General features: G+C 59.0%; 26 protein-coding genes. 11 read left to right on the top strand and 15 right to left on the bottom strand.

Features of this window, described 5'->3' with window-relative positions; all coding sequences use genetic code 11:
* Window positions 1-442: 442 nt before the first annotated feature.
* Complete coding sequence (locus tag QQ992_RS14970) at window positions 443-1288, bottom strand: hypothetical protein (RefSeq protein WP_286110103.1); 846 nt, start codon at window positions 1286-1288, stop codon at window positions 443-445.
* Between the two features lie 156 nt (window positions 1289-1444).
* Window positions 1445-2338, bottom strand: a complete 894-nt coding sequence (locus tag QQ992_RS14965; protein ID WP_286110102.1) for a LysR family transcriptional regulator — start codon at window positions 2336-2338, stop codon at window positions 1445-1447.
* 104 nt (window positions 2339-2442) lie between these two features.
* On the opposite strand from QQ992_RS14965, the gene QQ992_RS14960 reads away from it, so the two are divergent.
* Window positions 2443-2874 (top strand): GFA family protein, encoded by a 432-nt coding sequence (locus QQ992_RS14960; RefSeq protein WP_286110101.1) that lies wholly within the window; start codon window positions 2443-2445, stop codon window positions 2872-2874.
* 158 nt (window positions 2875-3032) lie between these two features.
* Here QQ992_RS14960 and QQ992_RS14955 read toward each other — a convergent pair whose 3' ends face one another.
* A complete protein-coding gene (locus QQ992_RS14955; RefSeq protein WP_286110100.1) occupies window positions 3033-3518 on the bottom strand; it encodes a P-loop nucleotide/nucleoside kinase family protein in 486 nt (161 codons plus the stop codon).
* Between the two features lie 476 nt (window positions 3519-3994).
* Here QQ992_RS14955 and QQ992_RS14950 point away from each other — a divergent pair, with 476 nt between their 5' ends.
* The gene (locus QQ992_RS14950; RefSeq protein WP_286110099.1) at window positions 3995-4300 is read left to right on the top strand and encodes a hypothetical protein; all 306 of its coding nucleotides are present in this window, start codon (window positions 3995-3997) and stop codon (window positions 4298-4300) included.
* A 98-nt stretch (window positions 4301-4398) separates the two neighbouring features.
* The gene (locus QQ992_RS14945) at window positions 4399-5625 is read left to right on the top strand and encodes a hypothetical protein (protein WP_286110098.1); all 1227 of its coding nucleotides are present in this window, start codon (window positions 4399-4401) and stop codon (window positions 5623-5625) included.
* 197 nt (window positions 5626-5822) lie between these two features.
* Here the strand turns inward: QQ992_RS14945 and QQ992_RS14940 are convergent, their stop codons facing one another.
* The 8 genes from QQ992_RS14940 to QQ992_RS14910 form a co-directional block, all read right to left on the bottom strand.
* The gene (locus QQ992_RS14940; RefSeq protein ID WP_286110097.1) at window positions 5823-8264 is read right to left on the bottom strand and encodes a TonB-dependent siderophore receptor; all 2442 of its coding nucleotides are present in this window, start codon (window positions 8262-8264) and stop codon (window positions 5823-5825) included.
* A gap of 95 nt (window positions 8265-8359) precedes the next feature.
* Complete coding sequence (locus QQ992_RS14935) at window positions 8360-9334, bottom strand: FecR domain-containing protein (protein WP_286110096.1); 975 nt, start codon at window positions 9332-9334, stop codon at window positions 8360-8362.
* Window positions 9335-9338: 4 nt separating this feature from the next.
* Window positions 9339-9857, bottom strand: a complete 519-nt coding sequence (locus QQ992_RS14930; protein ID WP_286113949.1) for a sigma-70 family RNA polymerase sigma factor — start codon at window positions 9855-9857, stop codon at window positions 9339-9341.
* 529 nt (window positions 9858-10386) lie between these two features.
* Window positions 10387-10578 (bottom strand): hypothetical protein, encoded by a 192-nt coding sequence (locus QQ992_RS14925; protein WP_286110095.1) that lies wholly within the window; start codon window positions 10576-10578, stop codon window positions 10387-10389.
* A gap of 300 nt (window positions 10579-10878) precedes the next feature.
* Window positions 10879-11109 carry an LEPR-XLL domain-containing protein gene (locus QQ992_RS27975; protein WP_350155992.1) on the bottom strand — a complete coding sequence of 77 codons (231 nt, stop codon included), beginning with the start codon at window positions 11107-11109 and terminating at the stop codon, window positions 10879-10881.
* Between the two features lie 182 nt (window positions 11110-11291).
* A complete protein-coding gene (locus QQ992_RS14920) occupies window positions 11292-11762 on the bottom strand; it encodes an arsenate reductase ArsC (RefSeq protein WP_286110094.1) in 471 nt (156 codons plus the stop codon).
* 28 nt (window positions 11763-11790) lie between these two features.
* The gene (locus tag QQ992_RS14915) at window positions 11791-13074 is read right to left on the bottom strand and encodes an arsenic transporter (protein WP_286110093.1); all 1284 of its coding nucleotides are present in this window, start codon (window positions 13072-13074) and stop codon (window positions 11791-11793) included.
* Window positions 13075-13095: 21 nt separating this feature from the next.
* On the bottom strand, window positions 13096-13443 hold the full coding sequence (locus QQ992_RS14910; RefSeq protein WP_286110092.1) for a metalloregulator ArsR/SmtB family transcription factor: 348 nt from the start codon (window positions 13441-13443) through the stop codon (window positions 13096-13098).
* Window positions 13444-13614: 171 nt separating this feature from the next.
* Between QQ992_RS14910 and QQ992_RS14905 the strand changes: the two genes are divergently transcribed.
* From QQ992_RS14905 to QQ992_RS14870, 8 genes are all read left to right on the top strand, one after another.
* Entirely contained in the window at window positions 13615-14292 is a 678-nt protein-coding gene (locus tag QQ992_RS14905) for a thermostable hemolysin (RefSeq protein ID WP_286110091.1), read from the top strand.
* A complete protein-coding gene (locus tag QQ992_RS14900) occupies window positions 14282-15751 on the top strand; it encodes an AMP-binding protein (protein WP_286110090.1) in 1470 nt (489 codons plus the stop codon). Before QQ992_RS14905 ends, QQ992_RS14900 begins: the two co-directional genes overlap by 11 nt.
* Window positions 15752-15759: 8 nt before the next feature.
* Window positions 15760-16440: an iron-containing redox enzyme family protein gene (locus QQ992_RS14895; protein ID WP_286110089.1), complete on the top strand. Its 681-nt coding sequence runs from the start codon at window positions 15760-15762 to the stop codon at window positions 16438-16440.
* Complete coding sequence (locus QQ992_RS14890) at window positions 16427-17233, top strand: SDR family oxidoreductase (protein ID WP_286110088.1); 807 nt, start codon at window positions 16427-16429, stop codon at window positions 17231-17233. The genes QQ992_RS14895 and QQ992_RS14890 overlap by 14 nt, the downstream gene beginning before the upstream one ends.
* Complete coding sequence (locus QQ992_RS14885; RefSeq protein ID WP_286110087.1) at window positions 17230-17871, top strand: TRAP transporter TatT component family protein; 642 nt, start codon at window positions 17230-17232, stop codon at window positions 17869-17871. The genes QQ992_RS14890 and QQ992_RS14885 overlap by 4 nt, the downstream gene beginning before the upstream one ends.
* Before the next feature lie 2 nt (window positions 17872-17873).
* Window positions 17874-18536: a response regulator gene (locus QQ992_RS14880; protein ID WP_286110086.1), complete on the top strand. Its 663-nt coding sequence runs from the start codon at window positions 17874-17876 to the stop codon at window positions 18534-18536.
* Complete coding sequence (locus QQ992_RS14875) at window positions 18533-19897, top strand: sensor histidine kinase (RefSeq protein ID WP_286110085.1); 1365 nt, start codon at window positions 18533-18535, stop codon at window positions 19895-19897. The genes QQ992_RS14880 and QQ992_RS14875 overlap by 4 nt, the downstream gene beginning before the upstream one ends.
* A 62-nt stretch (window positions 19898-19959) precedes the next feature.
* On the top strand, window positions 19960-21588 hold the full coding sequence (locus QQ992_RS14870; protein ID WP_286110084.1) for a mechanosensitive ion channel family protein: 1629 nt from the start codon (window positions 19960-19962) through the stop codon (window positions 21586-21588).
* Between the two features lie 28 nt (window positions 21589-21616).
* Here the strand turns inward: QQ992_RS14870 and QQ992_RS14865 are convergent, their stop codons facing one another.
* From QQ992_RS14865 to QQ992_RS14850, 4 genes are all read right to left on the bottom strand, one after another.
* Window positions 21617-22234 carry a LysE family translocator gene (locus QQ992_RS14865; protein ID WP_286110083.1) on the bottom strand — a complete coding sequence of 206 codons (618 nt, stop codon included), beginning with the start codon at window positions 22232-22234 and terminating at the stop codon, window positions 21617-21619.
* Window positions 22235-22303: 69 nt separating this feature from the next.
* On the bottom strand, window positions 22304-22936 hold the full coding sequence (locus QQ992_RS14860; protein WP_286110082.1) for an alanyl-tRNA editing protein: 633 nt from the start codon (window positions 22934-22936) through the stop codon (window positions 22304-22306).
* A 129-nt stretch (window positions 22937-23065) separates the two neighbouring features.
* Window positions 23066-23875 (bottom strand): AraC family transcriptional regulator, encoded by an 810-nt coding sequence (locus QQ992_RS14855; RefSeq protein WP_105947822.1) that lies wholly within the window; start codon window positions 23873-23875, stop codon window positions 23066-23068.
* Between the two features lie 75 nt (window positions 23876-23950).
* Window positions 23951-24418, bottom strand: coding sequence for a DoxX family protein (locus QQ992_RS14850; RefSeq protein WP_286110081.1), 468 nt, complete (start codon window positions 24416-24418; stop codon window positions 23951-23953).
* Window positions 24419-24427 lie beyond the last annotated feature (9 nt).

Raw genomic sequence — 24427 nt, 5'->3', positions numbered from 1 at the left:
ACAGGATGCTTAGTCCCGATATATTGGGAGGTGTTGTTTAGCGGGTGGGTGGGTCTGAGCGTGGGGGCGTTGGCATGCAGCGTTGGTCTCTCATCACGGGTGTAGGGGCAGATCGCAGCGCCGATCGCTTTAGCGCCCCAGCGTGATGAGGTGGCCGTGTAAGACCGTATTCTTATACTTACTCTATGTAAAAGGTTTTTTTGTTCTAAGCTAATTATGATTATTGCTGATTAACTTCTGCTTTCAATATGCGAATTAAGAATTTTAAATTTTTAGATGACGAGCCTTCCATGGCCCCAGGGTCAAGGCGCTTCGGCTAACCAGGCGACACACCTGCGTCATGGTTCTGAGCGCCCGCTATGGGTCGAAAGCAGTAAGCCTTAAATGACTGCTATCGACCCATACCGGCCGTTCACGAATGGCTACTATCGGACATCAGTCGCTAATGATTGACCTCCGTCTGGAGCCACCGGCCGAAATGTTTGCACACGGCCTCGTGATCAAACTTGTCCTCTCCACGCCAGCATGCAGCCGCTTCCGACCAGTCGCTTCTGCTGTGAATAGGCCGTTCGAAAGACACTGGTTTGAGCACGCCCAAGTGCGCCAGGACGTCGATAATCACCCGCCGCTCGTTCTTTGAAGACTTCACCACGTCTGCCAGCCGCTTCTCCAAACTGCCGGCGTGGTCGCCAGGTTTGCTTAGGTCGATGATCCCAAGGATCGCTCGGAGAATTGCTAAATCCTCTTCCGTCGGATTGGGGATGTCGTCACGCAACAGTTCTTGGAGGTCGAACCATGTGTAGATCAACTGGCCGTGGCGGACTCCGCCCCATTTTATGCGCTCGAAATTAAGGACGTTGAGGTCCACATCCGTGTATTGATCTTCCCCGACCGTGAGGCCGGGGACCACATCGCGGCAGACCGCGCACGTATAGCTTGTGGTCGTGACCGTACCGTCGGGGAGGTAACTGTGACCACAAACAGTCGGCGTGTACTGATGAGGAACCATCTGGCAGGCGAGATGATATGAAGCCACGCCAGACCGCCAGTCCAGTCTTCTTCTGGAAAGGCTGGCTACAAACGCGCGGGCGGCCTTGGCTGGGGGGATTCGCTTGATCATATCCAGTACCTCGTCTAAGCACTGGTCATGGCCGATGCTGGCGGGTTCAAACATCAGGCCCTGCGCTTTTGCATACGCGAAATCTTCAGGATCCGTCTTCGGGGCAGGAAGCCAGCCATTGCTACCCCAGTATGTTTTGAAAAGTATATTTTTAGCCTGCTTGTCCATGTGCGCTCCGCTTTTCCAGTGCTGCGATTCTAGCGCTCCGTAACCAATACGATCGAGGGATGTCTGCTTTGGGTCGTAAGCTGTCATTCGCGACTGTTCGTTTTCGACCCATTGCAGCCGTTTAGACCAAGCAGTGGATGCCACGGCCTACGCTGCTCACTGATCAGCCAAGCATAGATACTGATGCAACTGCTCTCCAATAACCTCGAACGCCTGAACGATCCTGTTAATTTTGCGCAGGTCATTGTGCATTGCGATCCACACGTCTACCTCAAAGCCAAAATCGTGTGGTAGCACATGTACTAGGCCGTGCGATTTTGCGATTTGCGTCGGGCAAAGTCCGAAGCCCAAGCCCGCTTTCAGAGCGGCTAACTGAGCAACGTGATGATCAGAGGCAATAGCGAAGTGCTGATCGGCATCGCACAGACCGGCTTCGACAAGCCGACGCAAATCCGCTGAGCGTCTGTCCGGCCCGATTAGCGGCCCATGGCGCAGCGACAGCAGGGAGCCTGGATTACCGTAGCGCTCCAGGCAACCGGCACTGGCATGGATGCCAATCCGCAAACTGCCGACACGCCGTACCGTGATATCCGCTTCATTGGGCCGCATCAGCCGCACCGCAATATCCGATTGCAGCCTGGCGATGTCTTCAAGGGCATCGCTTATGCTCAACTCAAGTTTGAGTCCGACGTGTTCGTAATGGAAAGGGCGCAGCAGGTCGGGCAATACCTCGACGCCAAGCAACTCGCCACAGGTCAGCCGGATTGTACCGTGATCCATCGACGCTTCAGAGCTGGCCATGCGGTTGAAGGTTTGTGCGGCCAGATCCATGGCCTCCACATGTTCGATCAGGCGCTGCGCTCCGGCAGTAGGAGTCAGTCCTTGAGGTGTGCGGGTGAACAGACTCACACCGAGAGCGTGTTCAAGATGGTCGAGGCGCCGGCGCGCAGTGGCCTGGGCTATCCCCAGCAACTTCGCCGCGCCGCTCAGGCTGCCAGAGCGCAACACGGCGAGAAATACACGCTGGCTTTCCCATTCAATACCGCTCATACATTCTTAGCCAACAGTTGCTCCTAATTTGATCTTCTGCCCGAGTCCGTAAAAAGCGATGATTCGCCCACATTTTTCCGGGCGTCATTGTAAGGAACCAATGCATGAGAATCACCGGTCAGTGCCGATGTGGGCAAATCACCATTGAGATCGTGGCGCAGCAATTGCCGCCGCTGTATGCCTGCCACTGTTTGAACTGCCAGCGCTGGAGCGGCAGTGCGTTTGGTCTGCACATGCTGAGTGCGGCGTCGGCTGTTCAGGTGGCGGGCGAAACGGCGATCTTTCAGCATGAACACCAAGGTCAAACATCCACCCAACATGCCTGCGGTGTATGTCATACCCGGCTGTTCAATGAGACCACAGCAGCACCCGGCATGCGCGTTGTACGGGCCGGTATCCTGGAAGGCGCTGAGCGTTTCGAGCCGATTGCGCATATCTGGACACGGCGTAAGCAGCCATGGCTGGTGCTGCCGGGGACTATCGCGCAATGGCAGGAGAGCCCGACGCCTGAAGCATTCGCCGCCGCATTAGGCTAAAAGAGCCTAATCCTTCATCAGTGAATGTGTGGCTCGTCGAACAGCAAATTGCCCTAGATGAGTACGTCCGCCTTGGCCGATAAAGGTCATCCATGATCGACTGCTATCGGCCAGGAGCGGATACTCCAGACGACCCAATTTTTCTGGAGATGTCTTCGTCAAATGCGGTGAATTTCGATCTGGAGCCCCTCATCCTTATCGGGCGCCTGAAAGTAGTTGGTGATCAGATCAAACTCGGCGTCGGTCGCAGCAAATTCATGTTCGGCGCGGCGGTTACGAATATGCAATCTGCTTCGACAGACATCGTCGTGTACCTCGATATAGTGAACGCAATGGGCAACCCCGGCCGCGTCAGCCAGGCCCCGCAGCCATTGCCGATCCTGGAGAGTGTTGGCAGGGAAATCCAGGACGACTGTCACCCCGGCACGCAACACATCAGTGACGAGCGGGCCCACCACCTCTCTAATCTGGCGCGAGAAGCGTACGTAATCGGTTACTGACTTGATCTGGTCTGGGTAAAGCTTTGAGAGCCAATGATCCTCGCTTAGCAGAACCGCCGACAGTTCGGTAGCCAAACTTTTTGCCAATGTTGATTTGCCAGATGCAATCTTGCCAGACATGAGATGAAGCACTGGTGTGAGCATGGGGACGCCTCCTTGTCGAGCCCTGATGATGCTTATTGAATAGCTTCGAAGCAACTAGCGGCTCCTCACTGTCTGCTATGGGTCGAAAGCTGCCGGTCGTAGAGGACTGCTTTCGACACGAAGCAGTCGTAATGCGCTTCCGAGTCATGGCTTGAACGAATCGACCCAATCAGGTCGAAGTCCTGCCTCGTATTCTTGGCGTACGTAGTCGAGTGACTCTACGCATCCCATTTTCGCCTCGATAGCGCCTATGCATCTCCAACAATCCCCGCCGGTACTACCTGATAGCGGATCGTCCGGATTGTCGAGTAGGCGTGCGCAGATCGTGCAGTGGTGCGGCTTTTTGCAGTTTGTCATAATACTCTTCCGATACGTTCCGTCTTAGCCTTTCGCATGCCATCCGGAGGGGCACCAATCGGCCATAAGCGGTCTTGTTCAATGCCGCGAACCATCATCAATTAAATGCAGCCTACGCCATGCCCAAGCCCACAAGCCATCTGTTTGCATATGTAAGGACAGTCAGTGATTTCCGGCCTGACGTTACCGCTATCGTGATTTTCGGCTTGGAGGTAGCAAACGATGACCCGGTGTATCTGCTAATACGATTTAAGGACTACGAGGAAGTCCAGATTGAAGGTGACCACTTGTTCCCTGGATTGGATGAGGCACTGGAAAGCGCCGAGTTTGAGTACGGTATTTTGCCAAGTGATTGGCGCGTAATGACCGAGGCGGAAATTCAGCGAATTGATTGGAACATCCGTTCCAGCGATTTACCTGCTTAGAATCAAGAGTGGATTCTCACGAATGGCTCCTCTTGGCCGAATGCTGTCCCCCGCGAAGGGCCGCGAGGGGCGTCGGCAAAAACATGGATGAATCGCCTATGAGTTTTCTTTCCCAACTGTATCATTACCGCCAACGGGAGCAACGCAGCCCACTTGAAGATTACCTTACAGAGGCACTAGCCGAGTGGTTGCGGCAGGCCACGCTGGCCGGGGAGCTACCAGCAATCATCCGTGACGTGTTCCTTCTCGATTCGGTTGCACGGGCTCCTGCTAAAGACCTACGCGCGGTGAAGTGGGAAACTCAACACGTCATCGGCCATGGCCACGATAGCGCGACTAACAAGCGCCCCGACCTGGTAGGTCGGGGCCCAGGCATCTTCATCATCATCGAGAACAAAACTTGGGCACCCTTCACTGCGCACCTAGACGATGATGGTGTCGCCTATACAGACCAGTTGACCCTTTACCAACGTTACTTGGATAAGCGCCGCGAGAAGATCAAGGGCATTACGCTGCTGACCCACGCCACGCTTCCGCCAGAACACTGGAAGGGATCTATTTGCTTCTGGAGGGACGTAGCCCGCTATCTGTCTCAAACTCACAAACGCAGCAGCGGCAGCGCCCTAGCGTTCATGGCTAGTAGCCTGCTCACTTTCATCAAGGACCAGAACATGAGTGGTACCCGTATCGATCTTGCGGATATTGTCGTACTCCCAGCATTTGATCGCTTACAGGAAGGAATGAGGAGACTAGGTGCCATAGCCTCGAAAGCACTCAGTGAATCATTGAGGTCCGGTGGAGACGTTGCTCTCGCGAAGCTTCAGTTTCGGAAACCTACGGGGCCGCTTTCACCGCCTGCTTTTTTTGGGGGCACTCTGACACCCGCTGCACGTTCAACTACCGAAAGTAGCTTGGTCTTCTTGTGCGGTGTCATCGCTAGACAGGCGTACGAACTACTACCAGCTAACCCGGGCCTTCCGGATCTCATAGTAGGACTGGGCATTTGGAAATATGAATGCGGCCTAGAGCCTGAACAGCGGGCTTTACTTGAGAAATTCGTTAGGTCGCTAGGTGATCACCTCGGCTCCCCGGACTGGCATCTGACTATTCATGAGCGTGACGCTTACGGCCCGGTGATAGAAGTTAGCTCAAGGCTTAGCCTAATGGGCGTTTACCACTTAGCCAAAGACGACGATTGGGACGATGTTGCTAGCGACTTCTTCCATCAGCGCTGCGAGACAATGCTGGCGATGCTGACCTCGCTGGCCGATGATGGGGCGGTCACAATGGAAACGGCTTTGCACGCTCTCACTGGTGAAGACTGAGCCGCTCACACCACCGTAGACTCTGCGGTTGACCGATTCTGGCTGCTAGCTGTACTCCACGAAAGGCAGCAATGGGTCGTTAGTGGTCAGTCGCGACCGGCAGCTTTCGAGCCAAAGCGGACACCTGAAGCTGGGGCCGCGTTGCGGCCCCTCCAAGGCAATGTATCGTAAATGCCCCAAACAACAGCTCCGTGGTTTCAGAAACTATATTTCACGGTGGCTAGCAAGTTGCGTGGTTCGCCATAGAAGGTAGAGGTATAGCTGCCCATGCCGCTGAAGTATTTCCGATCCGTAACGTTGTTGAGGTTCAACGTACCGCGCAAGTTGTCGGTGAAATCGTACGCAGCCATCAGTCCTGCGAGTGTGTAGGCCTTCTGCTCGAAATGGGCATTGATGGCGTTGGCGCCGAAGCCCAGGGTAGTGTCGTAGTAAGTCTTGCTCTGCCAGGAGACATTGCCACCGACGGTCAGGCGGTTGAACAGGCCAGGCAACCGATATGTGGTAACCATGCGGGCAATTTGTTCGGGCTGAGTGGTGCTGACTTTATTGTCGTCTTTGTCTTCCGAATGCCGGTAGGTATAGCCACCATGGACATTCCAGTCAGGCATCAGCTCACCGGAGATTTCGACCTCAAAACCCCGAGTAGTGACGCCAGACGCAGCGCGGTAGGCGGTGGAGTTGGGCACATCAACGCGCAGGCCATCAGCCTCGGCTACGTTGTCTTGCTCAGAGGTGAACACAGCCAGGCTGGCATTGAGGCGACCGTCGAAGTACTCGCCTTTGATTCCCAGTTCGTAGCTAGCACCGGTCAGTGGGTCGATCGGTGTGCCGTTGCGATCCGGGTTGAAAGGTTGCGGCTTGAAGATATCGGCGTAGCTGGCGTAGACCGTGTGGTGGTCGTCCAGGTCGTATGTAATGCCGGCATACGGCGTTACCACTCCGCTGTCGCGGGTATTGTAATGAACATTCGGGTTGGCCAATGGTGGGATCACCCCCTCCTGATCCCAGTAGTAGTCAGTTACCCGCGTACCGAGGATTACGTTCAGCGCATCGGTGGGTTTGAATATCGCAGCGACATACGCCGCGCGCTCCCTCGCCACGGTATCGTACGGCACGGTGTAAAGTGCATTGGTAGGCTTGGCCGGATCATTGTCCCAGTTGAAGAAATCGTTGATTCGATAGCTACCAAACGAGATGGTTGCTGATTCATTCTCGTTGCGTGCCCAGTTCACACCCATGACCATCTCGTGCGTACGGCCGAACAGTTCGAACGGTCCGTTGGTGTAGGCTGCAAAATCTAGCTCTTTGGAAGTGGAGTAGTACTTGCTGGTGTACGCAGTGACCGAATGATCTAGCGCGTTGATCTGGCCATTGGCGGTGGAGGTCAGGTTGTCAACGTCGTAACGTCGGAAGTTGGCTTCCATCTTTAGCAGCCAGTCGTTTGCCAGACGATGCTCGACGCTTGTGAAGAAACGCTGGGTTTCTGTGTCGCTATAGGACCACTTGGCCCCGGAGTTGGTCGAACGCGAAGGTTTGACAGTAGCGCCGTTGGTAAAGAATGCTGGCAGGTTTGAGTTGGTTGAACCGTTGGCATGACCTTTCTGGTAGTCCAAGCCGATAGCGATGGTAGTGCTGTCGCTGAGGTCTGCTTCAAGGATGCCATAAAAAACGTGATCCTCACGCTTGAGATAGTCGATATAGCTGCCTTCTTCCTGGGTGGCAGCCACCATGCGGCCCTTTAGGTGGTTGCTGTCGCTGAGTGAGCCAGAAAGATCTACTTCGGTCCGATTCTGGTCCCAGGTTCCGGCACCTGCGCTGACATGCCCCTGGAACTCAGCCGTGGGCCGCTTGCGCACGAAGTTGACAACGCCAGAGGGGAAACCGGTGCCGTTGAGTAGACCGGCTGAGCCACGCAGTACCTCGATCCGATCGTAGATGGCAGTGCCGATCAGGCCATAGTTGTCACGCAATGGTGCGTTGGTGCTCAGGCTAGGCAGGCCATCGAACTGAAAATTGCTAATCTCGAAGCCGCGGGCATAGAAGGCGTTCACCTCGGTATTGCTTTGGCTGACCGTCACCCCCGGCGTCTGGTTGAGCACGTCGGCAACACTCAGTAGGCCTTGGTCCTCTATCTGCTGACGGGTGATAACACTGACTGACTGCGGCGTGTGTCGCAGTGACAGCTTCATCTTGGTTGCAGTGCTGGTGCTGCCAGTGGTGTAGGAACCTGTATTCTCGGTGGTTTCGCCCAAACGGTTGGCCTGGATACTGGTAGCGCCCAATTGCACGGTGCCAGCTTGCATCTCGGCTTTTTCGAGGGTCAGTGTACCGTTTTCTGTGGTGCGCAGTTGTAGGCCACTGCCGATGAGCGCTTGTTCAACGGCAGCATGGGGGCTAAACAAGCCGTTGACAGGATGGCTTTGCAGGCCACGTAGAAGGTCCGGGTCGGCTATGATCACTTGGCCACTTTGCCGGGCGATTTGGCTTAGCGTCTGGTCTAGCGGTTGGGCGGATAGCTCATACCGCATCTCATTCTGCGCAGCTGAAGCCGATGCGCTGGATAAGGCCGTGATACTGCCGGTGATGGCCAGGGAGACGGCTAGAGCCAGGTTCGCGGTGGGCGATCTAAGGGCGCGCATGGGAGAATTTTCCTCGCTATGTGAGTGGTGTCAGCTGCTCTGTCGCACGAGCAGGCGAAACCCCTCACAGCGGCGAAAATTTTTTTTGGCTAGGCCTACACGATGTCAATCAAGGTAATCGGGCCATAGCGGCTGAGCGTGATTGGCAGAACCTGGGCGAGCGATTGCAGGCTGCGTTCGCTGTCGTCCAATGGGAACACGCCGAACACCCGTAGCTTGGCTGCTGCCTCACTAATGCGCAGTACCCCGTAGCGGTATGGCCGCAGCGCATCGATGACCTCGCCCAGAGCCACATTGTTTACGTCCAGCAATCCTTCCAGCCACGCATTCAGCCTCCGCTGCTGGCCGTCGAGCGGGTAAAGCGTCTGGCTGTCGAAGCTCAGTGCGTGGCCTGAGTCAAGCCTTACGCTGGACCCATGCCGGGTGAGCACCTGTACGCTCTGTTGTTCAACGCTGACCAGTGTACGATGCGCCTGCTGGGCCACGATAAAGCGGCCGCCCAAGCAACTGATAAAGCCTTGAGCGGTACGCACCTCGAATGGGCGCTGGGCATCGTATTTCACGTCAATGCACAGTTCGCCTTGGCGCAAGTGGACCCGACGCAAGTCTACGCTGTATTCAACATCCACTGTGGTGCGTGCATTGAATGTGAGTACACTGCCATCAGCCAGCGCCATGCGTTTGCGTTCGCCAGTGCCGCTGAATGAATCGGTGAACAAGCCTTCGAGCGGCATACGTCGCTGTAAAGTGAGTAATCCGCTGAGTCCGGCCAGGAGCAACAGCGCACTACCTCCGCGCAAAAGCCGACGACGTTCGGGCGATATCGCGCCAGAGCGTAGTACCTGGGTTGCCGCACGCGCCGTGCCGGGTGACTGAACGGCGCTCAGTAACGGTTCAAAGGCAGGTGATATTGCACGGTTGAGACTTTCCCAGGCCTGCCGATGTTCTGTATTGCTGGCCAGCCAGCGGTCAAATGCTTGCCGCTCAGTGGCCCCGGCCTCCCCGGAATCGAGCCGCACTAGCCAATCAATGGCCTCCTGCACGGCTGGTGTTAGAGCAGAGTGGCGCACGGCATTAGCACCCTATGCCTAGACTGGCCAAGTAACACTGGGTGACCGCACGCTTGATCCATCGCTCGATGGTGGCAAGGGATACGCCTAATTGCTCGGCAATCTGCTGGTGGGTGAGCCCTTCGAGGCGATTGAGCAAAAATGCGTGGCGCACTTTCTCTGGAAGCCCGTCCAATAAGGCATCTACCGCTTCGAGTGCTTCGCGCAGTAGAGCAAGGTCTTCTTCGCTCGGCGCTACCGCTTCGGGCAAGTTGGCCAAGGCGTCGAGGTAGGCACGGTGAAGTTCGGTACGGCGCCAGAACGAACACAATACTCGCTTGGCGATCAGGCACAGAAATGCCCGAGGTTCTTCAATGCTCGCCAACTGAGAAGACTTTAGCGTTCGTACGAAAGTATCTTGCGCCAAGTCCGCCGCATTGGCATGGCATCCCAATCGGTGCCACAGCCAGCCTTGCAGCCAGCGATGGTTTTCACTGTAGAGGCGATGGAAATGTTGGCTGTGGTGTAGGCTTGAATCGGTCATCAACATGGCGGACCAAGAAGTTAATGCTCTTGATTCTCATTCATTGCTTGGTAAAGAGCAATGCTTTGATCGAGTACAGGCTTCAGTGTTTTTTTCTACTGGTGCGACTGGTTGCTGCGGCCACATTGTTGTCAGTCGATCTAGGACTGAATTCCGAAAGAACGTGTACGCGGCGCATACTTCAGCCGCAATGCAACCGCCATCGGTGGCAAGCATTTCTAGCTTGGAACAGGGCAGGAAGGCGGGCTTGAAGTGACTGACCGCTATGGGTCGAAATCAGCCGGTCGCGACTGACCGCCATCGACCCCAAGTGGACAGTTTGCGATACACGGCAGCCATGCCCTTCAGATAGCGCAGGCAGTTGCGAAGCACTCAGGTCGGGCGCTGTGCAATGCATCCCCACCCGTCGTAATCAAGATCGAACAGGCGTGCCAGGCAAGCCATGTAACCCGACAGGCACAGAATCACCTCTTGTGTGATCTGGCTGTGGATTGTCACCAATATCCTATGCTGCTCTTCAGATACGGTCTCAAGCTTGGCAGTGCCAAACCTGAAGTCGTTTATGAACCCTACCGCAGCTTCGCCCTGGTGCAGCTCCTTCGCATAGAAAAACGAAATCGACGTCCCGCTGCGTATTGAAATTGTCGCCTTGGGCATCAAGGCTGATGAGCACATCGATATCGGTTGGTACCTGGTTCATCAAATCTTCGAGAATGGCCAATGTCGTTCCTTTGATCAGGGGCGGTGCAAGGTAGAGGGATGCAATGTGGGCCCTCTGTTTGCGTGGCTGCGGATAGTGCCACACCTGCCTTCAATCCCGTGGCATCAGTTGAACAGGCACACGGGATTTTCTGTGCCTGAATTGCGCTAGAACCCGCTCTCCCGCAGGCCAATTCCCAGCACCCAGCGGCCGAACTCACCCAACATACTGCGGTTCTCGCCTTCGATCTTCAGTTTTCCACGCACTTCACGCCTATCAGCCAGAGGCGCGTCCAACCCCACGAGAACCTGAAACAACGCGTTACTCGGCACCAGAGATTGCGCTTGCGCAGTCGTTGGCACCGGCCCGCCGTAGTGCGACGACAGCATGCGGTGCGTTGTCGATGTGGCTGTCCGCCGGTTTGGCAGGGTCGGACTGATGGGCATCGGAAGCAGCGACGGCAGCGGCCCCATCGAACAGAATCCGTGGCTCCAGTGCAAGCGTTTGACGTTTAGGGTGTAGCAGCGAGGAGCCAGGAAGGTTGGCAGGCATTCATTCAACTCCCATGTTGAGGGGCACAGTCCGTTGTCAGCTGAAGCGTTGCCGCTTGACCCGTTGATAATAGGAAAGAAATGGAACTTTTCCAGAGCAGGCGAATGCGCCTTGCCACTCAACTGATTTGAGTCAATGACTGTGCGGGAGGGGAGTCGGAGAGCAGGTTTTTTTACGCCTGCTCAACGCGTGCCGATGCGATCCAGCGCGTGCTGGAGTTGTTCACGGTCGAGGTTGTCGAAAGGCAGTGCGAAGAAGGCTTTGCAGCGTGACGCGATGTGCGCCAAAGTGGCTTGGAACGCCGCGTCTACCGCCGCATCGTCACCCCGCACTTCGGACGGGTCTGCAAGCCCCCAATGCGCTTTCAGCGCGGGGCCGAAATATACCGGGCAGGCTTCGCCGGCAGCGTTGTCGCAGACGGTGATGACGATGTCCGGCGGGTTGCCTTCAAAGGCGTCGTTACCCTTGCTGCTCAGGCCCTCGGTCGAAATACCGGCTTGCTGCAACGTGCTCAGGCTGCGGGGCAGTACCTGCCCCCTGGGAAAGCTGCCGGAACTGACGGCCTCGAAGCCGGCCGGTGCCAGATGGTTGAACAGTGCTTCGGAAAGAATGCTGCGGCAGCTGTTGGCCGTGCACATGAACAGGACTCGCATGGAGGGCTCCTCCGCCTTGTGGCGGGCATCAGAGGCTCAGGCGCAATGCCAGGGCCGAAAGGGTGATCAGCAACACCGGCAGCGTCAGCAGGATGCCCACCTTGAAGTAGTAACCCCAGGTGATGCGCATGCCTTTGCGCGCCAGCACATGCAGCCACAGCAGCGTGGCGAGGCTGCCAATCGGTGTGATTTTCGGGCCCAGGTCGCAGCCGATGACGTTGGCGTAGATCATCGCCTCACGCACCAGGCCCTCCGCGCCGCTGGCCTGGATCGACAAGGCACCGATCAGCACGCTGGGCATGTTGTTCATCACCGAAGACAGCAGCGCAGAAATCAAGCCGGTGCCGATGGCGGCGCTCCACAGCCCTTGCTCGGCAAGCCGGTCGAGCAGGTGGGTGAGCATGTCTGTCAGCCCGGCGTTTTTCAGGCCGTACACCACCAGGTACATACCGAGAGAAAAGATCACCACCTGCCACGGTGCTTCGCGCAGCACGCGGCGGGTTGAAATGCGGTGACCGCGGGCGGCGACGGCGAACAGGATTGCTGCACAGACGGCGGCCACCGCACTGACCGGGATACCCAGTGGTTCCAGGGCGAACAGGCCTGCCAGCAACACCAGCAGCACCCACCCGCCCACTTTGAAGGTGGCGTGGTCGTGAATCGCCTCGCTCGGTTCCTTCAAGGCCTCAAGCGCGTATTGCCTTGGGATATCGCGACGGAAAAACAGGAACAGCACCAACAGGGTTGCCGCCACGCTGGCGAGATTCACTGGCACCATCACCGAGGCGTACTCGGCGAAGCCCAGCTTGAAGTAGTCGGCCGAGACGATGTTGACCAGGTTGGAGACCACCAATGGCAGGCTTGCCGTGTCGGCGATGAAGCCGGCGGCCATGACGAAGGCCAGCGTCGCAGCGGCTGAGAAGCGCAGCGCAAGCAGCATCGACATGACAATCGGGGTGAGGATGAGCGCTGCACCATCGTTGGCGAACAGCGCCGAGACAGCGGCGCCGAGCAGCACGCAGAAGGCGAACAGGCGGTAGCCGCTGCCGTTCGCCCAGCGCGCGACATGCAGCGCAGCCCATTCAAAGAAGCCCGCCTCGTCCAGCAACAGGCTGATGATGATGACGGCGATGAAGGTGGCGGTGGCGTTCCAGACAATGGCCCACACGGTTGGAATGTCGTGCAGGGAAACGGCTCCAACCGCCAAGGCGATGAGCGCACCCAGCGCAGCACTCCAGCCGACGCCAAGCCCTTTGGGCTGCCAGATGACCAAGGTAAGGGTGAAAACAAAGACGGAAATGGCGACCAGCATGGTTCTCTCGCTTGGTGATGATCAGCAGCAGGCGGCATCACGAACGGGGCGCCCGTCCATGTGCTTCAGCCGAAGGGCGTTGTCTGCCAGCCACTGTGCATTGGCCTGCAAGGTCAGCTGCAGCATCTCGTGTACCCAGCCGGGCAGTGCGGGGTTGAGGCGGTAGTACACCCACTGACCCTGGCGTCGATCCAGCAACATGCCATTGCTGCGCAGTTGCGCCAGATGGCGACTGATTTTTGGCTGGCTGTCGCCCAACGCACACATCAGTTCGCAGACGCAGAGTTCGCCCAGGCTGGCAATGAGCAAGACTGCACGAGCGCGGGTTTCGTCAGACAGGCTCTTGAAAACATCGGGCGGGGTAATCATGGCTACACCTGAATATATGGAAAATCAAATATACGTATTTCCATATGTAAATGGCAAGTGGCTCTGACTGAGTAGTCGCTGCGCGCGAAGTGTGGCGGCGGCCGCCACTTCAGATTCCATTCAGATTCGGCTCGGATAATGCGCTGCGTCTAACCCGATTGGGGGAGTTTCATGACCGAGTTTCAATGGAGCAGCCTGCTCCCGTTGCCCATCGGCAGCCATGCCGACCATCGAGCGCACTTGTCGCTTCACCGGGTGGGCGACCCGGCGCGTGGTGAGTTGGAGCATTTCATCCACCAGTGCTTTGCCGCTGTGCACCATGCGCGTGTGCAGCACTACCTGCCTGAGCTCTTGGCGTTGCATGACAGCCATGGGCGGCTGATCGCTGCCGCAGGCATGCGACCAGCCAGCGAGGGGCCTCTTTTCCTTGAGCGATACCTGGACGAACCTTTGGAGGCGTCGGTTTCGCGGATCGCTGGCGCGACACTGGACCGCAGTTGCATGGTCGAGGTGGGCAACCTGGCGTCGCTCAGCGCCGGTAGCGCGCGCGTGATGATCATTGCCGTGACGTGGTTGCTGGCTGCCCGTGGTCTTGAGTGGGTCGCGTTCACAGGGGCGGCGACGCTGATCAACAGTTTTCAACGGTTGGGGCTGGAGCCGACTGCCCTGGCCTCGGCCGACCCTGGCCGCCTGCAGGGGCAGGTAGACCAATGGGGCACCTATTACCAGCAGCGGCCTCAGGTATTCACCGGCAATATAGGTGGCGGCTTCGATGCGCTGACTCGCGCAGGCGTATTCCAGCGCCTTGGGTTCCCCAGCGTTGTCCAGGAGGCCGGCCATGCCGCATGAGTTGAGCGTCTTTCAGGCCTTGTTGCTCCAGCATGCCCGGGATAAGCCTGATGCCGTGGCGGTGCAGGGGCCCTTGCAGCGTTTCACTTACCGGCAATTGCTCGAGGAAATTGAGTCCCGTGTGGCCCGCCTGCGCTGTCAGCCGCCTGGCGCGTTGGTTTTGCTGCTGGACAACGGCCCCGACGCGTTGTTCTGGGACCTGGCGGCGCTGTTCGCCGAACGGCCTTGTATCACCGTACCTTCGTTTTTCAGCCAGGCTCAGCTAGAGCACTGCCTGGCCCAGAGTGGGGCCAGGACCGTGCTGAGCGACGCGCAGTGGGCCACGGTCCTTGGCGGGCAAGGTTTCGTGCAGGAGGCGCCTGGCAGCTTCTGGGTACGATCGGCTGTCGCCGCCCCGGTACTGCCCAAAGGCACAGCCAAGATCACCTACACCTCAGGCAGCACCGGGGCGCCCAAAGGCGTGTGCCTGAGTGCTGATGCCATGTTGAGGGTGGCACATGAGCTGGAGGTGGCTAGCCGGCCGACTGCGCCACTGCAATACCTGGCAGTACTGCCATTGGGTGTGTTGCTGGAGAACCTGGGTGTGTACGCCGCGTTCCTGGCAGGGGCCTGCGTACAGATCTACCCGCAGCAGCAGTTGGGCATGGGCGGCGCAAGCCAGGTTGATTTCAAACGCTTGCTGGCCACCATTGCCCTTGGTGGTGCACAGAGCCTGATCCTGGTGCCGCAACTGTTGCTGGGGTTGGTTACGGCAATTGAGCGTGGACTGATGCAGGTTGGGCCGCTGCGCTTTGTGGCGGTAGGGGGCGCGCGCGTGTCACCAACGCTTTTGGCACGCGCCAATGCGGTCGGGTTGCCAGTATTCGAAGGTTATGGCTTGTCCGAATGCGCCTCGGTGGTCGCGCTCAACCGGCCAGGTGCAGTGCGCCCTGGCAGTGTAGGCAAGCCGTTACCCCATGTGCAGGTACGCATCGCCGAGGATGGCGAGGTTCTGGTGGCCGGCTCCCTGTTGCTTGGCTATCTGGGCGACGAGCCGGTAACCCGGCATTGGTGGGCAACGGGCGATCTTGGTTACTTGGATGCCCAAGGCTACTTGTACCTCAATGGGCGCAAGAAGCACCAGTTCATCACCAGCTTCGGCCGCAACGTCAACCCGGAGTGGGTAGAAGCCGAACTGACTCAGAGCGGCGTGATCGCCCAGGCGTTCGTCCATGGCGAAGGCTTGCCACGCAATCTGGCGCTGCTGTGGCCACTGGACCCTTCGGCCAGCAATGAGGCCATCGAGCAAGCTGTACAGCAATGCAATGCGCATCTGCCCGATTACGCTCGGGTACATGCCTGGCGCCGCTTACCTGTCCCTATGAACCACATAGACGAAACGCTGACTGCCAATGGTCGGCCTCGACGCGAGGCGATCTTGCGGCGCTACCACACCCTGATTTCCGATATCCCTTTGTGAGGCTTAGCATGTCCTTTTTCGACACGTTGCAAATGCAGACTGCCCAAGAGCGAAATGCGTTGTTCAATGTACCGGTGATCCGCCAGGCCCTTGCTGGCCAAGTCAGCCTGGATAGCTACGTCGCGTTTCTGACCCAGGCCTATCACCATGTCCGTCACACGGTTCCGTTGATGATGGCCTGTGGCGCGCGATTGCCGTCGCGGCTGGAATGGTTGCGCGCTGCGGTGTGTGAATACATCGAGGAGGAATACGGTCATGAACAGTGGATCCTTGACGATATCAGGGCCTGCGGCGGTGACTGGCAGGGCGTTCGCGATGGCCGACCGGCGCAGCCGATCGAATTGATGGTCGCCTACCTCTACGACCTGATAGCCCGTGGCAACCCGGTAGGGCTGTTTGGCATGGTCAACGTGCTCGAAGGCACCAGCATCGCCTTGGCCACCCAGGCAGCGGGCACCCTCCAACGCACGCTTGCGCTGCCCGACAAGGCGTTCAGCTACCTCAGTTCCCATGGCGCGCTCGATCAGGATCACATGGTGACGTACAGGCAATTGATGGACCGTCTCGATGATGCCGATGATCAGCAAGCCGTTCTGCACGCGGCCAAGGTCGTGTATCGCTTGTACACCGAGATGTTCGAAGGCCTGCCGCGCGCCGGGCAGCACGAGGTGCGCCATGCGCTTGCCTGAGTCCGTGGTGATTCTTACAGGGGCGAGCGGCGGCATCGGCCTGGAATTGGCCGGGCAGTTATGCACGGCTGGTGCCCAGGTACTGGGGGTCAGTCGGCATGTTGGCGAGTTGGCAGGCCTGATCAAGCGTTATCCGGATCAACTGTGCTGGCAGGCCGCTGACCTGCGCACCCGGCAAGGCCGTGAGCAGGTTGTCAGGCGAGCCCATGAAATGGGAGGGGTCAATGTGCTGATCAATGCTGCCGGTGTGAACCGGTTCGCCTTGCTCGACCAACTGGACGAGCATGCGCTCGACGAGCTGCTGGATATCAACCTCACGGCACCGTTGCAGCTGACCCGCGCCTGCCTGCCACTGCTGCGGGCACAACCCAAGGCGTTGGTGGTCAATGTCGGGTCCATCTACGGCTCGATCGGCTACCCAGGCTACGCCACCTATTGCGCCAGCAAATTCGCATTGAGGGGTTTTTCGGAGGCGCTGCGGCGCGAGTTGGCCGATACCACGGTGAATGTACTGTACGCCGCGCCCCGGGCAACGCGTACGGGCATGAACAGCAGCGCGGTGACAGCGCTCAACCAGGCGCTGAAAGTCGGTATGGACGACCCCGCCGATGTTGCGCGCGCGGTGCTGGAGGCAGTGCAGTCCGAGCGTGGTGAGCTTTACCTGGGCTGGCCAGAGAAACTGTTCGTACGTATCAACGGCATATTGCCGGGTATAGTGGACCGCGCATTGCGCAAGCAACTGCCGGTCATTCGCCGCTACATCGGTAACCATTCCAAGGAGTCGATCAAATGAAGCGTGTTTTCATTGCCAGTCTGTTGGCGTTCGCTCCCTTGGCGTGGGCGTTAGACCCGGCAGGCACACAGCAACTGGGCGACCTGCAGCAACGTTGGGCCCGGATCCAGTACCAATTGCCCAAGGATCAGCGTGCTGAGGCATTCGAAAAGCTGGCGGGCGATGCGGCTGCATTTGTACACCGGTATCCCGGCGCCCCCGAGCCGTTGATCTGGGAGGGCATTATCAACAGCAGTTGGGCCGGGGCCACGGGTGGGCTGGGGGCGCTGGGCAAGGTCAAGGCCGCGAAGGCCAGCCTCGAACAGGCCGTGAAACTGGACCCCAAAGCATTACAGGGGTCGGCCTATACCAGCCTGGGTACGCTGTACGATCAGGTGCCCGGCTGGCCAATCGGCTTTGGTGATGCCGACAAGGCCGACGCCATGCTGCGTAAAGCCCTGCAGATCAACCCCGATGGTATCGACAGCAATTACTTCTGGGCCGATCATCTGTACCGGCAAAAGCGTTACGCTGAAGCCAGTGAAGCCTTGCACAAGGCACTGCAGGCGCCACCCCGGCCTGGGCGCGAGCTGGCTGACCAGGGCCGACGTGCCGATATCGCTGCTTTACTGAAAGCGATCCAGGACAAACAGGACTGAACATGCGGCTGCTGCTGATTGAAGACGACACCGCGTTGGGTGAGGGCATCTGCGACGGTTTGCGTCAGGAGGGTTATACGATCGACTGGCTGCGGGATGGCATGAGTGCTTTGCATGCATTGCAGCATGAAATGTTCGATCTGGTGATCCTGGATCTGGGCTTGCCCCGCCTGGATGGCATTGAGTTGCTGCGGCGCGTGCGGGCGGGTGGCAACAGCGTGCCGGTGCTGATCCTCACCGCGCGCGATGCCCTGGATGACCGTATCACCGGGCTCGATGCCGGTTCGGACGACTATCTGGTCAAGCCTTTCGACCTTAACGAACTCAAGGCGCGTTTGCGCGCCTTGCTGCGGCGTAGCGCCGGGCGCGCCAAGGTGCTGATCGAACATGCCGGGATCAGCCTTGATCCGGCCACGCAGCAGGTGCTCTACAACGGCGCTGAGGTCGTGTTGACGCCGAAGGAGTATGTGCTGTTGCATGAATTGTTGGCGCAGCCCGGCAAAGTCTTCACCCGTGAGCGCCTGTCCCGGCTGCTTTATGGCTGGGATGAGGAGCCTGAGAGCAATACGCTGGAAGTGAATATCTACCACTTGCGCAAAAAACTGTTCAACGGCCTGATTCGTACGGTGCGTGGTATTGGCTATCGGGTCGAGGCCAAGGCATGAGTTCGCTGCGCCAGCGTACGCTATGGCGGGTGATGCTGTTACTGCTGCTTGGCACCGGCTTGCTAGCGCTTTACAACTACCATGACAGCCGCCACGAAATTAACGAGGTGTATGACGCGCACCTTGCTCAGAATGCCCGTCTGCTACAGGGTGTCATGAGCATGCCGGTGCCGGAAGGCTCGCGTGAGGCACTTTATCGCGCCTTCAACGAGGCATTGGGGAAGGCCGGGCGTGATCGGGTAGGGCACCCGTATGAAAGCAAGCTGGCGTTCCAGGTTTGGGGGGAAGGAGCACGCCTTCTGGTACATACCCCCAGTGCGCCGACTCTCGAACCGCTGCCGACTGCGCCAGGCTTCTACGACTTTTCGGCGGGCGGTGTGCAATGGCGCGGGTTCGTCTTGCCCGTGCCCGAAAAGCACTGGGTAATCTGGGTGGGTGAACGTGACGATGTGCGTTACGACCTGATCGACCGCATCGTTCGCCATACCCTGTTCCCGTTCCTGCTTGGCAGCCTGGCGTTGGCCCTGTTGGTCTGGGCCGCGATTGGGTGGGGGCTGCGGCCGTTACAGAACATGGCCAATGTTATCCGAGGTCGTCACGCCAACTCTCTCGAACCGCTGCATATGGTGCCGCTCCCATCCGAGCTTGAGCCTATGCAAGCCGCAATCAATCGCTTGTTGGCGCAGATCAGGGACCTGCTGCGGCGTGAACATCGGTTTATCGCCGATGCTGCTCACGAAATGCGTACACCCTTGGCGGTGTTGCGCCTGCATGCACAGAATGCGCTGACCGCCAGTGACGATACCGACCGGCAAAAGGCACTGGGATTTCTGATGGGCGGGGTCGATCGGCTCACCCGCGTGGTCAACCAGCTACTGACACTGGCGCGCGTGGAGCCAAGACTCGGGCAGCGAGCCAGTAGCCGGGTCGACCTGGCCGAAGTTGTCACGGACACTTTGGCTGAGCTGGCCCCTTGGATACTGGACCGCGGCCTGGAGCCTTCACTGGACATTGGCGAAGGTGACCACCACCTGGCGATTGATGCCGGTGCGCTTGGTATTGCGCTACAGAACCTGGTTTCCAACGCGGTAGAACACTCGCCACCCGCCGGGCGGATAACAGTGTCACTCAGGCGCCTGGACAGTCGCTTCGAGCTGGTGGTCGAAGATGAGGGACCAGGTATCGATGAAGCGAGGCTGTCGCGAGTGTTCGAACGTTTTTACAGCCGTAACAACCCGAATGGAGCAGGTCTTGGTCTCTCCATTGTCGCCACCATTGTCGACCGTCTGGGTGGGCAGGTGCGTCTTGAAAACCGAGCTGGAGGGGGGCTGGCCGCTACCTTGTTGCTGCCATTCACTTGAGCCCGGCGCTGCCCTGCGAAGCCTGTGCTATCACTACAGGACTATTGGCCAGGGAGTGCGCAATGAACCGTCTTCTGACCGTGTTGTTGGTGCTGTGCGCGTTGCTGCCGCTGGCCGGGCAGGGCAAGGACTTGGCAGGCAGCGCTACTGATGGTGTGCCGGGTGAACCCGCAGAGCTGCGTATCGCCAACCGCAGCATTTTCACCTTTCACGCCACGCTGCTGGGCGAAACCCCTGCTGCACGCGCGCAGCGGGCCTCATCGGTTATCGACGAGGCCTTGCGTGGTACCGACGAGCTGAGGGTCAGTGTCGACCCGATCGTCAACAGCCACCTGGTGCTGCTGGGCGGGCGCAGGGCGTTCATTGTCGCGCCCCAGGACCTGGGCGTAGAGGGCGGCGATACCCGTGAAGCGGCCGAGCAGGCAGCCGCTACGTTGCGCCAGGTAGTGGATGAGACCGGCGAAGCACGCAGCCTGCGCTTCCTGCTCAAGGCGCTGGGGTTTTCTGCCGTCGCCACACTGGTGTTCGTGGTGCTGATCAAGGGTGCCAACCTGGGCCGGCGCAAACTGCGCGGGCGCCTGCCGCAACTGATGCGTGAACGTGCCCGGCAGATCAAGGTGGGCCAGCTGCCGCTGTTCGACATGCAGTACGTGTACTTTCTGATCGACCGCTTGCTGCGCCTGATGTACTGGGCAATCGTGCTGCTGCTCAGCTACCAGTGGCTGAGCTTTGTGCTATCGCAGTTTCCATATACCCGGCCGTGGGGCGAAAGCCTCAATGTGCACCTGCTCGACCTGTTGCGCTATCTGCTCGATGGCATTCTGCACGCCATCCCTGGCATCGCCGTGGCCGTCATGATTTTCTTCATCGCCCGGGGCATCAGTGGCTTCAGCCGGCGCATGCTGGAGCGCATGGCCCGCCCCGGTACGCTGAAATGGCTGACCGAGGAAACCCTGCAGCCCACCACGCGGCTGACGTCACTGGCGATCTGGCTGTTTGCCCTGGTGATGGCATACCCGTACCTGCCAGGCTCTGGCACCGATGCCTTCAAGGGCCTGTCGGTACTGCTCGGTTTGATGATTTCGCTGGGGGCTTCCAGCGTGGTCGGGCAGGCAGCGGCGGGGTTGATCCTGACGTATTCACGCACACTGAAGGCGGGTGAATACGTGCGCGTGGGTGACAACGAAGGCACGGTGACCGAGGTCGGGATGTTCAATACCACCATCCGCACCGGCCTGGGCGAGGTGCTGACTTTGCCCAACTCGATGATTACCGGTTCGGTGACGCGCAACTATTCGCGGGTGGTGCAGGGGCCGGGTTACATCGTCGACACGGTTGTCACCATCGGCTACGACACGCCGTGGCGCCAGGTTGAAGCCATGCTGGTAGAAGCCGCTCACCGCACCGATGGCATTCTGGAACACCCCACGCCGCAGGTATTCCAGACCGGTCTTTCAGACTTCTACCCCGAGTACCGCCTGGTGACCCAGGCAGTACCCAGCGCGCCAAGGCCGCGTGCGGAGTTGCTGAGCCTGTTGCACGCCAATATCCAGGATGTGTTCAACGAGTATGGGGTGCAGATCATGTCGCCGCATTACCTGGGTGATCCGGCGCAGGACAAATGGGTACCGCGCGAGAAATGGTTCGCGGCGCCTGCACGAGACCCATCGGCAAAGCCTGACCGGCAGTAGCTTTACAGCAGGGGGGCGCCGGTGACCGTTATCGGGTAAGCGCCAGGTGCGCCCCAAGCCCGACCAGCGCCGCCCCCATCGCCGCATCGATCGGCCGCCGCATGCCCGCGTAGATCAGGCGAACCCGTTGGGTCGAAAACATCAGGGCCAGCGTTGAAAACCACAGAAACGACACCAGCGTCACCACCACGACGGCGCTGCCAAGTACCCAGACGGGGGCATGCTGAGGCAGTACGGTAATGAAAAAGCTGCCGAAGAACACGGCGGCCTTGGGGTTGGTCATCGATACCAGAAAGCCGACCCGAGGCGCTGGGGTAGTGGTATTGCTGGAGGTGGTGATCGCCAGCTCCTGATAGGGGCGGCGGGCACCGAGCAGCATCCTGGCGCCCAGGTAGAGCAGGTAGCACACCCCGACCACGCGGATGGCGTCGTACAGCCAGGCCAGTTTGGTGAGCAGCACGCCCAGGCCAATGACCGCCATCACGGCCCAGACGCAGATGCCCAGGGCTGTGCCCAGGGCAACCCCCAGGCCGCGCTTGCGGCTGATCAGCGCGTTGGAGGTGACGGCGATGAAGTCCGGCCCCGGGCTTATGCAGCCCAGCAGCATGACCGCAGCAATGGTCAAGAGTTGAGGTATGTAGTCCACGTCGTGGCCTCCTGTAAAGTCGATTGCATGTACACAGCTTGCGGCCTGGTAACCGGGCAGTGCGGCCGATCAGTTGCCTATGTCGTAATGGACAGACAGCTGGCCCTTCTTTTCTTTGAACTTGAGCACTTTGACCGGACCGATCTCGCCAGCGGATACAACATGCGTACCCCCGCAACCGTGCATGGGCAGCGTACCGAAACACACCGTTCTCAGGCCGTTCTGGTCAAGCAGGTGGCGAGGTGCGTCATCGTTGATCAGTTGATTGACGGCGTGCTCCAGCTGCTCGGCCGTCAGCGCCTCGGATTGCGGCTGGCGCTCGAACACCACCCGGCACTCACCCGGCCAGTGGTGCCCCTTGACCGGCTGCCAGCCCAAGAGCTGACCTACGCCAGAGATCAGGTGGCCTGCGGAGTGCAGGCGGGCGTGCAAGCTGCGAATGTCAGGTGAGACAGCGATTTCGACGGGGCCAGGCGGAATCGGCTGCTCAAGGACATGGATGACCTGGTTATCATTCTGGCTTACGCCCTTGACCGGTATGCCAGCGATATCACCCTGATCGGCCAGTTGCCCACCGCCTTGCGGATGGAACAGCGTTTCTGCCAGTACCACCTGGAACTTGCCATCATCCGTTGGCGTGCAGCTCAGCACGTCTGTGCGCAGGGTGAGTTCATCGCTTGTGTAATACGCGCGCAGTGTCATCAATGGCTCCTTGACCGTTTCTATCAGTACGGGGCGGGGACAATGCGGTGTCCGGCCCGGTGCCCAAGGTTAAGAAGCCTGTGCGAGACGCGCTTGTATAAAATTGAGTGATCTGGAAGGGGGCGTGCGTCAGTACAGCGAGGGTGCCACGCCAAACGCCTGCTTGAAGGCCCGGTTGAAATGGCTTTGATCGTAAAAGCCGACTTCCTGAGCAACCTTGGTCAGCTCCCACTGTGTGTGGCTGAGCAGTTCGCAGGCGCGCTCCAGGCGCAGGCGAACCAGCCACGCATGGGGCGTCATGCCCACGGTCTGTTTGAACATTTTCAGGAACTGGAAGCGCTCAAGGCCGCACAACGCGGCCAGTTCCAGCAAGGTGATCTTGTCTGCCAGGTGGGCGTTGCAGTGCTCTGTCACCCTGCGCCATTGCAGCGGTGAGAGGGTGCCTTTGACGAACTGCTGCTTGACCATGCGGGTTTCGCTGAACAAGCGGCCCAGCAATGTCAGCCATTGCGACTCGACGAACAAGGGCGACGCGGGTATGCCCTGTGCCAGCGTGCTGTGCAAGTGCGCCAGCTCCATGGACAGCCCGGGGTCTTGCAACAGCGCGCCGCCAAGCGCAGAAAACCGGTCGTGCCCGGTCAGCTCCTCGGTGACATCCTTGAGCAGGGCGGCCGAAACGCGGAAGGTCTTGAGGGTGTAGGACGCGGTATCGGCACTGACACCGTCATGGATTTCGCACGGCGGCATCAATTGAATGGTGCCGGGGGTAAGCAGCACGGATTCGCCGTTCAGCCCTTGGCGCTGCACACCCTCGGTAATCAGGCCTACGTGGTAGTCGAGGTGATAATGGCGATCAAAGCGAAAACTGGAAAACCGTCCCTCGCTCAGCACCAGACCGGGGATTTCGCTATTGCGCTTGTAGTCAACATGGTCTGCCACCAGCCCCTCCCGAACTGCCTTTGTCTGCCAAGCCATCGCAAAACCGAGGCGCGAGCCTGATTTTACATCGGCGGGTCATCTCACGCCCAGCAGCCGATCAAGCGACAACGCACCGGCTCCCCGCCCGATCAACAACAGCAGCAAGCCGGCCCAGGACAAGTGCGTTGGCCAGGCATCGGGGTAGACAAACACTTCGATCACCGTGGTCATGCCCAGCAAGGCGAAGGCCGAAAGGCGGGTACACAGGCCCAGTACCAGCAACAGCGGGAACAGGTGCTCTGCATACGCGGCCAGGTGGGCCGCCAGCCAGGGGGATACCAGCGGCAGTGCGTATTCACTCTGGAACAGGTCATAGGTGCTGGGCGTTATGGTCAGCAGCCCCTCGACCTTGGTACGGCCGGACAGAAAGAAGATCGAGGCAATGGCAAGGCGTGCCACCAGGCATAACAGTGTGTCGCTCAGCAGCAGGTGCAGCCGTTCGGCGAGGTGGTTCCAGCGTTGGCGCAGGCCGTGGCCAGTGCGCGAAGTATGGGTGATGTCCATGGTGGTTCC

Source organism: Pseudomonas kurunegalensis, assembly GCF_030291635.1.
GTDB lineage: Bacteria > Pseudomonadota > Gammaproteobacteria > Pseudomonadales > Pseudomonadaceae > Aquipseudomonas > Aquipseudomonas monteilii.
This window is presented reverse-complemented; position numbering and strand designations above follow the sequence as displayed.

Coding starts and splice junctions, on each gene's coding strand:
- QQ992_RS14970 (WP_286110103.1), bottom strand. CDS start 1,288: ATGGACAAGCAGGCTAAAAATATACTTTTCAAAACATACTGGGGTAGC.
- QQ992_RS14965 (WP_286110102.1), bottom strand. CDS start 2,338: ATGAGCGGTATTGAATGGGAAAGCCAGCGTGTATTTCTCGCCGTGTTG.
- QQ992_RS14960 (WP_286110101.1), top strand. CDS start 2,443: ATGAGAATCACCGGTCAGTGCCGATGTGGGCAAATCACCATTGAGATC.
- QQ992_RS14955 (WP_286110100.1), bottom strand. CDS start 3,518: ATGCTCACACCAGTGCTTCATCTCATGTCTGGCAAGATTGCATCTGGC.
- QQ992_RS14950 (WP_286110099.1), top strand. CDS start 3,995: ATGCCCAAGCCCACAAGCCATCTGTTTGCATATGTAAGGACAGTCAGT.
- QQ992_RS14945 (WP_286110098.1), top strand. CDS start 4,399: ATGAGTTTTCTTTCCCAACTGTATCATTACCGCCAACGGGAGCAACGC.
- QQ992_RS14940 (WP_286110097.1), bottom strand. CDS start 8,264: ATGCGCGCCCTTAGATCGCCCACCGCGAACCTGGCTCTAGCCGTCTCC.
- QQ992_RS14930 (WP_286113949.1), bottom strand. CDS start 9,857: ATGACCGATTCAAGCCTACACCACAGCCAACATTTCCATCGCCTCTAC.
- QQ992_RS27975 (WP_350155992.1), bottom strand. CDS start 11,109: ATGCCTGCCAACCTTCCTGGCTCCTCGCTGCTACACCCTAAACGTCAA.
- QQ992_RS14920 (WP_286110094.1), bottom strand. CDS start 11,762: ATGCGAGTCCTGTTCATGTGCACGGCCAACAGCTGCCGCAGCATTCTT.
- QQ992_RS14915 (WP_286110093.1), bottom strand. CDS start 13,074: ATGCTGGTCGCCATTTCCGTCTTTGTTTTCACCCTTACCTTGGTCATC.
- QQ992_RS14910 (WP_286110092.1), bottom strand. CDS start 13,443: ATGATTACCCCGCCCGATGTTTTCAAGAGCCTGTCTGACGAAACCCGC.
- QQ992_RS14905 (WP_286110091.1), top strand. CDS start 13,615: ATGACCGAGTTTCAATGGAGCAGCCTGCTCCCGTTGCCCATCGGCAGC.
- QQ992_RS14900 (WP_286110090.1), top strand. CDS start 14,282: ATGCCGCATGAGTTGAGCGTCTTTCAGGCCTTGTTGCTCCAGCATGCC.
- QQ992_RS14895 (WP_286110089.1), top strand. CDS start 15,760: ATGTCCTTTTTCGACACGTTGCAAATGCAGACTGCCCAAGAGCGAAAT.
- QQ992_RS14890 (WP_286110088.1), top strand. CDS start 16,427: ATGCGCTTGCCTGAGTCCGTGGTGATTCTTACAGGGGCGAGCGGCGGC.
- QQ992_RS14885 (WP_286110087.1), top strand. CDS start 17,230: ATGAAGCGTGTTTTCATTGCCAGTCTGTTGGCGTTCGCTCCCTTGGCG.
- QQ992_RS14880 (WP_286110086.1), top strand. CDS start 17,874: ATGCGGCTGCTGCTGATTGAAGACGACACCGCGTTGGGTGAGGGCATC.
- QQ992_RS14875 (WP_286110085.1), top strand. CDS start 18,533: ATGAGTTCGCTGCGCCAGCGTACGCTATGGCGGGTGATGCTGTTACTG.
- QQ992_RS14870 (WP_286110084.1), top strand. CDS start 19,960: ATGAACCGTCTTCTGACCGTGTTGTTGGTGCTGTGCGCGTTGCTGCCG.
- QQ992_RS14860 (WP_286110082.1), bottom strand. CDS start 22,936: ATGACACTGCGCGCGTATTACACAAGCGATGAACTCACCCTGCGCACA.
- QQ992_RS14850 (WP_286110081.1), bottom strand. CDS start 24,418: ATGGACATCACCCATACTTCGCGCACTGGCCACGGCCTGCGCCAACGC.